This window comes from Adonisia turfae CCMR0081, from assembly GCF_011009555.1.
GTDB classification, from domain to species: domain Bacteria; phylum Cyanobacteriota; class Cyanobacteriia; order Phormidesmidales; family Phormidesmidaceae; genus Leptothoe; species Leptothoe turfae.
The window spans coordinates 107799-119022 of the sequence record NZ_QXHD01000004.1; the positions used below are offsets into that span (position 1 = coordinate 107799).

The following is an 11224-nucleotide window of genomic DNA, read 5'->3' on the forward strand; positions in this document are numbered from 1 at the left end:
AGGTGCCTCTCTCTAATTTCAGGTATTTATAAGGCTGAGGTGCAGAAGTGCCATTTTTTACCTAAACCAACCCTAAAAAGCCACGTTTCTCAGGATTGTTGAGGATTATAAAAACATTTTGATACGGTTTGGACATCCTCTCATTTCGGTGGCATACCCGTACCATTGACCGCTAAATTAAGGTGATCTACTGATTTCCCACCCATGACGTCGCGTTCCTCTGAATCGTCTGCCAAAGTTATTGACTCTAGCTCTGCTGGCCTAGGCACCTTCGGTGGTGTCTTTACCCCATCTATTTTGACCATTTTGGGGGTGATCATGTACCTCCGTTTTGGCTGGGTTGTAGGCCAAATGGGATTAGTCAAAACTCTACTGATTGTTACTATTTCAACCGCAATTACATTTATTACAGGACTTTCTATTAGTGCGATCGCAACCGATCAAGTAGTTAGAGCTGGCGGCGCATACTACATGATTAGCCGCTCCCTCGGCATTGAAACTGGCGGTGCCGTGGGCATCCCTCTTTATTTCGCTCAGGCATTTTCAGTCGCTCTCTACACCATTGGTTTTGCAGAAAGCGTAAATAGTGCATTTCCTAACCTACCCATCACAATTACCGTGATGGCTCTAGTGACTACTATCGCAGTTACAGCCCTAGCTCTCAAATCAGCAGATATCGCAATTAAGGCTCAGTATGTGATTATGGCAGCCATCATACTGTCCCTAATCAGTCTAGTCTTTGGCAGCACGGTACCAACCACCGATATACCCACCTCAGAACAACCAGGTGATGCAAGTTTTTGGGCCGTATTAGCTGTATTTTTTCCAGCAGTAACCGGCATTATGTCTGGGGTCAATATGTCAGGCGATCTCAAAGACCCCAAAAAGTCTATTCCCATGGGCACACTGGCAGCTGTGGGAGTCGGCTATGTAATTTATATGTGCATCCCTCTATTATTAAGCAACCGTGCTGATGCTGCCAGCCTGATTAGCGACCCCTTGATCATGCGCAAAATAGCCTTTTGGGGAGATGCCATCCTCCTAGGGGTATGGGGTGCTACCCTATCCAGTGCCCTGGGCAGCATTTTGGGTGCACCTCGAGTTTTGCAAGCTTTAGCTCGGGACAATATTTTACCAAAACGCCTGCGCTGGCTCGGTAACGGCCATGGTCCCACTGACGAACCCAGACTGGGAACGTTGTTTACCCTGGGCGTAGTCTTGGCAGTAGTATGCATTGGGGATTTAGATGCCATTGCCCCTGTACTCACCATGTTTTTTCTAACCACCTACATGGTGCTTAACGTTGCTGCTGGCATCGAAGGATTTCTTCAAAGCCCTTCATTTCGGCCAACATTCCGGATCCCTTGGTATATTTCCATCCTTGGAGCATTAGGCTGTATTGCCATCATGTTCCTAATTAACCCGGCGGCCACGGTGGCCGCCGCTGTTATTGTACTGACCATCTATCTGTGGTTAGAGCGACGTGAAATCCGGACAACTTGGGGAGATGTTCGACAAGGCATTTGGTTATCGCTAGTACGCGCTGGCCTGAATAACATCGCGGATAGTGCCGATCCTAAAAACTGGAGACCTCACTTACTCGTTCTCTCTGGAGCCCCCACTAAACGCTGGCACTTGATTGAGCTCGCTACAGACTTCACCCACAATCGGGGATTAATTACGTTAGCCAGTATCCTACCAACGGGTGCTCGAAATTTAAATCAACAGGAAAAGATCAGAGGTACTATCCGTGATTACCTGGAAAAGCGAGGCATTCACGCTTTTGTCAAGCTTATTGAAGCCACAGATACATCTACTGGAGCGCAACAACTTATCGACACCTATGGCATTGGACCTTTAATCCCGAACACTGTCCTTTTAGGAGACACTGAAACCAATGATCCAGAGGCGCGCGAACGTTATTGCCAAATCATAAGCAAGTGTCACCAAGCAAAACGAAATATCGTCATCCTCAGAAATCCTCCTAGCCACATGCCCCAGTTTCCCCAACGTATTGATGTTTGGTGGGGTGGATTGCAATCGAACGGAGGACTAATGTTAATTTTGGCTTATCTGTTACGCACGGGAATTCGATGGCGGTCAGCAGACATTTATTTAAAGCTTGTTGTCTCTAACAAAGCTGCAGCGCAAGCTGCTCAAACCAATCTAAATAAGCTCATCGAAACATTAAGCATCGGGGCTCAATCCAATATCATCGTTGCTGAAGGTCGTCCATTTGACACTATTCTTAGGAAATCATCTGCTACAGCAGATCTAGTCCTCATGGGACTAGCAACACCAAACGACGGTTTTGAAGAATACTACACATCCTTACAGCAAAAGACCGTAGACCTGCCGCCAACCATTTTTGTACTCGCTGCCGAAGATCTTGCCTTCTCAGAGCTTCTACAAAAGGAATAGCTTCCTATTGAACAAGGAAGGGTGTAGGGGGCAGTAGCCCCCTATCTTAAGCAGCAAAGACATCTGCCAAAACGACAAATACTACTCAACCACACGTAAACGCCCTTGATTCAAGGCATCATAAATCTGATTGATTAACATTTTGTCGTTAGCACTAATATTGTTGCCAGCAAACATTGCCATCAAAACGCTCTGATCAGCGCGTGTGATACGGCGAGTTGCAAAGATCTTGGCAACCATTTCTTCCACCGATTGAATAGCCATAAAAAGATTCACCCACAAATCCAGAGAGACAGCTTCGCACCCCAGCGACCAAGAACAGGTATAAAATAAAACACACAGTCAGTTGTTTTACATAACCCAATCTAGAGGGTCTGCTACGGACTCACATCCGTGAGATACCGTATTTCAATTATTAGGGAAAGGGTGTCACCCCGTGAGTAATTATGCTCTCGTCACATCAATTCTTTAAACTGAGCACGATCACCGACAAAAGCACCAGGGCATCTACTGAGAATTCTCAGCAGATGCCTCTCATCTATCTCTGTACGTAAGCTTTGACAAGACATTCAGAGTATTGTGTTGAGCATAACTCTGGAAAATATCTGCCAAACCACCCAAAAACTTTGCTAGTTTCACCAGAAACCATCCGTGATTTCCCTTAGAAACGTTTTAAGCCCAAATGCAAAGGGTTTACCAGGTCTTTATAAGGTAGTCATCCCCCTATCAGGACGCCCCATCATAACTATAAATATAATCTAAAGCCTAGGCCACGACTGCGGCCTAGGCTAGAAACTAAAGTATTGAACCTAGCGTCAACACTTTTCAATCACATCTTACTTAGACCTTTAATTTCTCTTGTGGAGAAGAACCACCTCTTAGAGACTGCATTTTAGATCTACACTGCAGCCAGTTCTGGAGTCGGACGCTTACTGTTACGAATGCTGTTAATCGCTTCAGCATAGTCTGGAGCCTTAAACACAGCAGAACCAGCTACGATAGCATTTGCTCCCGCTTCCAACACTTGCCAAGTATTATGGGCTTTCAAACCACCATCAACCTCAATCCATGGGTCCAAACCACGCTCATCACACATCTGACGGAGTTTACGAATCTTAGGTAACACCTCAGGAATAAACTTTTGCCCCCCAAATCCAGGGTTTACACTCATAATCAAGACCAGATCACATAGCTCTAACACATACTCAATTAGGTCCAAAGGTGTAGACGGGTTCAGCACGACACCAGCTTGCTTACCTAAATTTCGAATACTGCTAAGAGTGCTATGCAAATGAGGTGAAGCATTATGCTCAGCATGTACAGAAATGATATCTGCTCCAGCTTTTGCAAAACCTTCGATATACTTCTCAGGCTCAACAATCATCAGGTGAACATCAAGAGGCTTTGTAGTAATGGGTCGAATAGCCTCGACAATTAATGGGCCAATGGTGATATTAGGTACAAAACGACCGTCCATCACGTCTACATGAATCCAATCTGCACCAGCTTCATCTGCTGCACGAATTTCATCGCCCAAGCGACTAAAATCAGCCGATAGAATAGATGGGGAAATAACAACAGATTTTTTCGATTGTGTCATGGGGAACCCGCCTCTTGTAATCACCATAATGGTCACTATCGTAACAAAAACTTAGTATCAAAATCGTTACAAACTGCTTTAGCTGATGCTATTTATCATCCGAATGTGTATTTACAGGAGTCTTCATGGGAATTTTTCAGAAACTTTTGGACCGGTCTTCCTCTAGCGATCGCAATGAGGTTAAACGTCTTCTACTTCCCCTGCTTCTATTTACAGGCCTTGCCAGTGGCTTGCCAGCTTTAGCCCTTTCAGTATCAGTGGGAGCAGATGGTATCGATGCTCGCCGGTTACATTTGGCACCTTACAATCTAACCGGTAAAAAAATTGCAATTGGTCAAGTTGAGGGGGGACGACCTGGACTTTTCGGACTAGATAAGCTGGCGATTCCTAATAGTCCCGTCACAGTAAACCAGGTTTTACAGCTTGATGGTTCTGCCACAGCAGATGAGTTTGTCGACAATCATGCTAATCATGTGGCCAGTGTCATGATTAGTCGAGACAAACGATTAGTCGGTGTAGCACCCGATGCAACTTTATTTTCCGCATCTATTGGACCACTGGAAGGCGAAATTAGTGGCCAACCTCAAGAATGTATCACTACACAGCATATCGCCCTGCGCAATAGTGATGATGTCCGAGCCATTAATTTCAGCTTCGGCGAACCTTTAGCCACCGATCCTCGCCCCAATGCCACACTTGATGGCAATGCTCTACTGACACAGTGTATTGACTGGTCAAGTATTACCCACAAAACACTATATGTTATTGCTGGTAATCAGGGTGGCGGTGGCATCCCAATTCCTACCGACAACTTCAATGGCATCAATGTCGCTTACTCAACTCAAGTAGACGGACGTTTTGTCAAAATTGACTACGCTAATGCTGGTAGTGAGCCTACATTTAGCCCTCGGGGAACGCCGACACCAGAGTCTAATGTTGGTCCCCGACGTTCGATTAATTTAGTGGCCCCTGGAGACGACATTAGGATGTTGAACCCTAACGGCCAGGAAATTCTTAGTAGCGGTTCCAGCTTCGCAGCCCCTCACGTAGCAGCGACTGTTGCCCTCTTGCAAGAATGGGGTGATCGACAAATTCGTACAGCAAGCTGGAGCTTGGATACTCGTGAGCCTATGGTAATGAAAGCTGTATTGCTTAATGCTGCCGATAAATTAATGGATGAAGGGAATGGCCAAAACCTAGGCATGGGAAAAACCTTACTGGATGAGTCAAATCTGACTTGGATCGCATCAGATGCTTATCGAGATCCAAAGGTACCTCTACATGGAGAACTGGGCACTGGCCAATTAAATGCTTTCAGAGCTTACGAACAATTCAATGGCGGTCAATGGCCCCCTGGGAATGTATCGATTGTAGGTTGGGACTACAACTCCCTACCCTTAGCTGCTGGCAACGATACTAGTCAAGAAAGCATCTATACAGACTACGTGATTGACAGTCCGCTCAAGGAAGGTAGTTACTTTGCTGCAACTCTGACATGGGAGCGTCAGGTTGCACTGGCAGATAGTAATGATAATGGCTTATATGACATCGGAGAAAGCTTTAACAGCCAGGAACTGAATAACTTAAACCTCTACTTGATGCCTGCTGACGAGAACGATATGGACAAAAGCATTTGGTCTTCAGTCAGTGAGGTAGATAGCCTCGAGCACATCTTTTATAAAATTCCCCAAACCGGGCGATATAAACTAAGAGTCGTTTATGAGAAACAAGTTACTTCTGAAGTCGCTCAACCTTACGCATTAGCATGGTGGGGCGCTGGTGAATAAGCATCAACTGTCAGCAGCACACAGCATGAGCAATATCCAAGTTAATCCTCAGCCTGATAAAACCGAACTGGATGCAATGGGCGTTTTTTCCTGGCCTGTTTGGCAAAAAGAGGCATCAGAATTTCCATGGCATTATGACGAGACAGAAACTTGTTACTTCTTAGAAGGAGACGTTGTCGTTACACCAGATGAAGGCGCTCCCATTTCTATGGGTAAGGGTGACCTAGTCATCTTTCCAGCCGGCATGAGTTGCACTTGGCGCATCAACGCTACAGTTAGCAAACATTACTCGTTTGGCTAATCCATCCCAAATTTTCAGCACTTGCCTAATAGGACTAAAGCCCTTTAAAGATATCCCCTCGAGGTTGCGCTTCGAGGGGATACCTTTCTGAGCTTTACCATAGCGACTTATGCATTTTTAAGTAGGTGTTTTACTAAATTATCTTTAACCATCATTTGACGCATAACTTCTAAAACATAGTTTTGCGCATCCTCATGGGAAAGATTACGCACTTGCTCTTTTAAAACCTGCAGTTGAAACTGCTGCTCTAACGTTAATTGACCTGGCATATCCATAGGTCACTCCTCCATAAATCATTGACGAAGACAAAGGCGCTAGCCCGTTATCGTTACAAAGATTTTAACCATGCTGCAATTAACCGTCAACCTGTCAAGCAATAAATAATCAAAGAAACATTTGTTTACAAGTTTACCGTCGCTTTGGTAGTGAAATATGCAGAAACGCCTTCTATGAGCATATCCCCTGTGTAAATCTACGCGCCTCTAATCAAACTTTTCCCATGCCTTCTCATAAAGAAACAAACCTTTCAAAGATTGCAAGAGGCCTCAATGAATATAGTCACCTTGGAATTCTCGATTTTTCTAGGCCCAATACATGGTGTGTGGGTTAGCCACAACCATAAAATGAAAAGCACCTTATCAAGGCGACCTCAGCTGCGTATAGAAAATTACATCTATAGCTTGACGCCCATAGTTCACAACATCAGTTATGACTGAAAGCTACGAATAACAACAGCTATAGGTGTATCACACTGCTGCTGGCGCAGCCTCTCCTTTGGAGATATGCATTCAGCAGTATGCTATAGAAGTTCCCAGCCCATCTATTTTGAGCCAGCCTAATCATCTTGTAGATATAAATTAAGCTCAACCAGTTCACTACTATATGAAGCACTTATGCTTGAAACAGATTCAAGACAATAGTGAACGTTGCCTAATTCTTAGTTATCAACAAATCAAACACTGAGGGCAGTCATTTCAATACCAATATTATTAGAAATCAACTGCTCCTTACTCAAAGAAAAAGCTTCATCACATACATTCTGAAGTTCTCTGGGTACCGGTCGAAAAAGGGATAAGACACCTGCTTGACAGCCAAGATCTTGCACTCGTTCAATAACAGGAACAAATTCTTGATCACTAGTCACTATCAAAGCATAGTCATAGTTTTTCATGGCAGCATGATAGACCATGTCTGAGACAAGATGTACGTCTACTCCCTTCTCACTATAATTCCCGCCTCCTATGGGTATTGCATATCCTAAAACCACCTTAGAAGTTTGCAATATGTCCTCTCCATGCTCACTTTCAAGTGAGGCTAAATGCGGCTCACATGTATAGAAAAAAGTTCTGACTAACTGGCGACCTTCGAGAAAGATCTCTCCAAACCAATGAATCGGTTTGATAATTTTAACTTCAGATCCATTAAGGCAGTATCGGAAGTTTGTTCCATCGATAAACACCATGGCTTTTTGAACATGAAGCGCTGGTGCACGCAATTTTATATTGCCATCGTAAGACTTATACATAACGATGATTCCTAATAAAAATCATGCCGATACTGGAGTTTATAAACCCTCTTGATCACTAGATAGATGCAATTAAGAACCCTTGTGATGTCAAATTTGATATCCTTAGCGCAAACTTGAAATTGCTTGACTATCTAAGGAGTAATTGGAGTAATTTACTACAGCGTGTGCCTAAGCTCTAAAAGTTTCAAACCTAATGAACTCAGAGACAATCACCGTGGAGACGTAGTTCCACGCTTCATCAGATGATCATTCATGAATCTGAACACCTATAGCAGTGCCATGGCCAACTGAAGCGGTAGATGCCCCAAAAGACATGAAAAACCTATGCTTTACCTATTGAAAAGCAAACACAAAAACTTAATCTAATAACTCAGAAGCCTTCAACGAGAATTGAACTCGTGACCTCTCCCTTGCCAAGGGCCAGAAGCTATATACAGCAAGGGTTTCATTGAAAATTTGCGTTCTGTGACCTGTCGTTTTAGCACAGGAATAACACAGCAAATGGCTAAAGGCATCCGACCCCGGACACGCTCGAAAAAATTGTATATACGGTTCAAACACCAAGGCATTGAGTTCTATAAGCAATGGGGGTTAGCGGATAACCCAGAGCACGTTGCACGCATGGAATACATATGTAAGTGCATCAGCCAGGAAGTAGGGGCTAACAGGTTTACGGACCTAGAAAAATACTTTGTAGATGCTGAGTTGTGGGACTGGATGAAGGTTTGCAGAGCCATAGCAAAGGAGCCTGAAAACTCTACTAACCGAAGCTTGACTCATAAGCTTCATATGGATCACCCAAGGTTGAATGGACCTAAGCATGTAAAAGCTTGGTTGGATTCCATGAACATAGCCACAGCTACCAAAGCCAGATACCTAGGGGCCATTAAATCTGTTGCACCTGCTATATGCCAGGGCGTTAGTTATTCGCAGAAAAATAAAAGTGAACCTAATCCTTTTAGCCAGACTGAACAGGACAGGATAATAGAATGCTGTGATGGGTTAGGGTTTGAAACCTATATGCTGATTGACCTGTGGCTACATTGTGGCTTTAGACCAGGTGAAGCAAGGGCGTTAACCTGTAGTGACTTCGATCCTGTTTCAATGAAACTTTCAATAAAACGCAGCATGACGGCTGATGGAAGGATCAAATCTACTAAGACGGGTAAGTCTAGGGTTATTGGTTTACCAAATCATGTTGCTACGTCACTGGGTAGGTTCGTTCATGGGTTCAATCCCGGTCAATCCCTATTCCTTAGCATCAAACATCACAGTAATTGGACTCGTAGGGTATGGAAGCCGTTGCTAGTTAGGGCAGGCGTAAAAGAAGACTTTAGGCCATACAGACTAAGGCATACAGCCATTACAGCAGCTGTACAGCGTGACCCTAGAAGAATAGCCCTGATCGCAAAGGAATATGGCACCAGTCCAGCTGTGATATTCGAGCATTACCTAGGTTTCATTGAATCGTCCATTGAAACTAATCCAACGACTTAGCCCATAGTGGTGGATCACCTTTTTTAGAACCGTATGCTGAAATGTGTACGGCTTTTACTTCGGCTATTACACGCGACGCTGCACCTTCGGCGAACACTTAGAAACTGCAAAAATAGATAAAAGGAATAATAATCATAGGCCATGGTGGAGCGAGACCAGGGGCAAGTCGGAAGTCAAAATGGTGGCTAGATGGAGAGCCTCTAAAAACCAAACTCATTCGCATACCTGAGGTAATACCTGACGGTGAAACAAATGAGTTCATATGCCTTAAGTTGATTGAGTTTGAGGCGCATGAGAACAAAGCAAAAGACACTTAAAAGAGACTGTTCTCAGATGCGCTGAATTAAAAATTTTAACAAGTTATCAATTGAAATAATAGCATTGGAAAAAGTGCCATCAATTCATCAATTCACCTGTTAACTAAACCCAGATAATTTACATCATTTTCTATATTTGATTCAGGGAAGCCTAAAGTTAGTTAGTGAACGCAATAAACCAACTGTCACAAGCTATTTATGAATAGTATTTAGTTTGAGCCTAACTAATTTTTTAAGGCATTAATTGACTCAACTTCGTCAACACTGTTCGGCCCTAGGGGCGAAGGGTCAGATGCCTTGAGGTGAGGCAGCCTATATCGACGCTAGGCAGGCGTGTGTGAGTCAGGGTGAATTGATGTGTAGGGTTGACGGTTTAGATAGAGCAGTGGCACAATGGCTTTCAAGTGAGTGGCTAGCCCCCTCGCTACTGTTGAGATGCCATTGTGCATTTTTTGGTTCAAAGTAAGCAGAATGGGTGGTTAGGAGTTAGCTAATCTTTTCTCCAGTTCAGAAATTCGCTCTAGAAGCTCTTGATGGCGCTTTTTCGCCTGTTCGTTCACTACTTCAATGGTGGTCCTTAGTTCAATCACAAGCTTTTCAAGCACTTCCTTTTCCTCTATTAGCTTTTCATTTTCTTCTGTAAGGTCAGCTACTCTGCCGCTGAATTCCCGTAACTCAACCGCTTCATTGAGGATATTGTAGACTTCCTTAAACTTTGGCTCTAGCTCTCTAGGTATGTTCTTGTCTGGTGGTCCAACAGTAGACATTAAGTCTGGGTGGTCCGCTCTAAATTCCTTTAAGTACTTAACGTATGTGTTGGGCGAGCCAGTACCACCACACTTACGTTTTACGTTCTTAGGTCCAGGCACTTCACCTTGCTCAATAAGAAGCTTTGCCGCCGCATAAATCTGATCTTTGGTAACTCTGCCGCCCATAACAAACTCAAGCCGTAATAAATCGCATGTGTAATTACAGTTATCACATTACAGTTTCTTATGTGAAGCGCCAAGTGTAATCTAAAACTGTAATTACACCAGCTAAAGCTACAGTTCATGGATGACAAATAAACTGTAATCTTATTACTGTAATTACAGTTATTACATTACAGATCCTAGGGTCATACTATGAATTCCAATGAACGGTTCATTAAAACCACTAAAACTGACTCATCTACTTCTAGTTCTAATAGAAGTTCTAATGGAACTATCAATATTGACCTAAATAACCCATTTTGTAGAGAGGAGCATTTAGATACCCTAAGTCAATGGCACCCAAATTTCAGCCAGATAGAGCCACAACTAGAAGGCGTTCTATCGCATTTCAGGTTAGCTCTGATGGATTACACACGAATCTTGCACAAGAAATCCAGTGACCCGCACGACTACCTGTTAAATCACTTGACTGAAGAGGTTAACATGTGGATGGTTAACAAGATGGATGGCGTTGCTCAAGAGGTAATGAGTGCATCTATCTGTAGTTCTAATACATGATGCATTGAAAGTCTCGTAGCAGCCAAGTGTAAAACGCATGTGAGGGCACCCGTCAAACGGTGCTCTTTTTTATGCAACTTGAATACGTAACAGGGAGTGTTCATACCTGAATCTAGACTGCTGAAAACAGCTAACCAGTTCTACTAATTAGCACCGCTCTAGCACCGTCTATAATCTGTAAAGTCGCAGAACGTAAAGCCTTCAACGAGAATTGAACTCGTGACCTCTCCCTTACCAAGGGAGTGCTCTACCGCTGAGCTATGAAGGCAAAAAGACTATGTGG

At 43.7% G+C, this 11224-nt stretch carries 9 protein-coding genes and 1 tRNA gene; 4 read left to right on the plus strand and 6 right to left on the minus strand.

What is annotated here, in order from left to right; translation table 11 throughout:
• The first annotated feature begins 204 nt into the window (after positions 1 to 204).
• Positions 205 to 2421 (plus strand): APC family permease, encoded by a 2217-nt coding sequence (locus tag DXZ20_RS04685; protein WP_163696754.1) that lies wholly within the window; start codon positions 205 to 207, stop codon positions 2419 to 2421.
• A gap of 81 nt (positions 2422 to 2502) precedes the next feature.
• On the opposite strand, the gene DXZ20_RS04690 is transcribed toward DXZ20_RS04685, so the two are convergent.
• Entirely contained in the window at positions 2503 to 2685 is a 183-nt protein-coding gene (locus tag DXZ20_RS04690) for a hypothetical protein (RefSeq protein WP_006516715.1), read from the minus strand.
• A gap of 634 nt (positions 2686 to 3319) precedes the next feature.
• Positions 3320 to 4021, minus strand: coding sequence for a ribulose-phosphate 3-epimerase (gene rpe, locus DXZ20_RS04695; protein ID WP_163671218.1), 702 nt, complete (start codon positions 4019 to 4021; stop codon positions 3320 to 3322).
• 125 nt (positions 4022 to 4146) lie between these two features.
• Between rpe and DXZ20_RS04700 the strand changes: the two genes are divergently transcribed.
• Positions 4147 to 5808 (plus strand): S8 family serine peptidase, encoded by a 1662-nt coding sequence (locus tag DXZ20_RS04700; protein WP_250565617.1) that lies wholly within the window; start codon positions 4147 to 4149, stop codon positions 5806 to 5808.
• 25 nt (positions 5809 to 5833) lie between these two features.
• On the plus strand, positions 5834 to 6109 hold the full coding sequence (locus tag DXZ20_RS04705) for a cupin domain-containing protein (RefSeq protein WP_163671217.1): 276 nt from the start codon (positions 5834 to 5836) through the stop codon (positions 6107 to 6109).
• A 107-nt stretch (positions 6110 to 6216) separates the two neighbouring features.
• Here DXZ20_RS04705 and DXZ20_RS04710 read toward each other — a convergent pair whose 3' ends face one another.
• Both DXZ20_RS04710 and DXZ20_RS04715 read right to left on the minus strand, forming a co-directional pair.
• Positions 6217 to 6384 carry an NblA/ycf18 family protein gene (locus tag DXZ20_RS04710; protein WP_006516719.1) on the minus strand — a complete coding sequence of 56 codons (168 nt, stop codon included), beginning with the start codon at positions 6382 to 6384 and terminating at the stop codon, positions 6217 to 6219.
• Between the two features lie 677 nt (positions 6385 to 7061).
• A complete protein-coding gene (locus DXZ20_RS04715) occupies positions 7062 to 7634 on the minus strand; it encodes an NYN domain-containing protein (RefSeq protein WP_163671216.1) in 573 nt (190 codons plus the stop codon).
• A gap of 624 nt (positions 7635 to 8258) precedes the next feature.
• Here DXZ20_RS04715 and DXZ20_RS04720 point away from each other — a divergent pair.
• Complete coding sequence (locus DXZ20_RS04720; RefSeq protein WP_163696757.1) at positions 8259 to 9134, plus strand: tyrosine-type recombinase/integrase; 876 nt, start codon at positions 8259 to 8261, stop codon at positions 9132 to 9134.
• A 796-nt stretch (positions 9135 to 9930) separates the two neighbouring features.
• On the opposite strand, the gene DXZ20_RS04725 is transcribed toward DXZ20_RS04720, so the two are convergent.
• Both DXZ20_RS04725 and DXZ20_RS04730 read right to left on the minus strand, forming a co-directional pair.
• Positions 9931 to 10386, minus strand: coding sequence for a DNA-binding protein (locus DXZ20_RS04725; RefSeq protein WP_163696759.1), 456 nt, complete (start codon positions 10384 to 10386; stop codon positions 9931 to 9933).
• Positions 10387 to 11137: 751 nt separating this feature from the next.
• Positions 11138 to 11209: transfer RNA gene (locus DXZ20_RS04730), tRNA-Thr, on the minus strand.
• Positions 11210 to 11224: the final 15 nt, after the last annotated feature.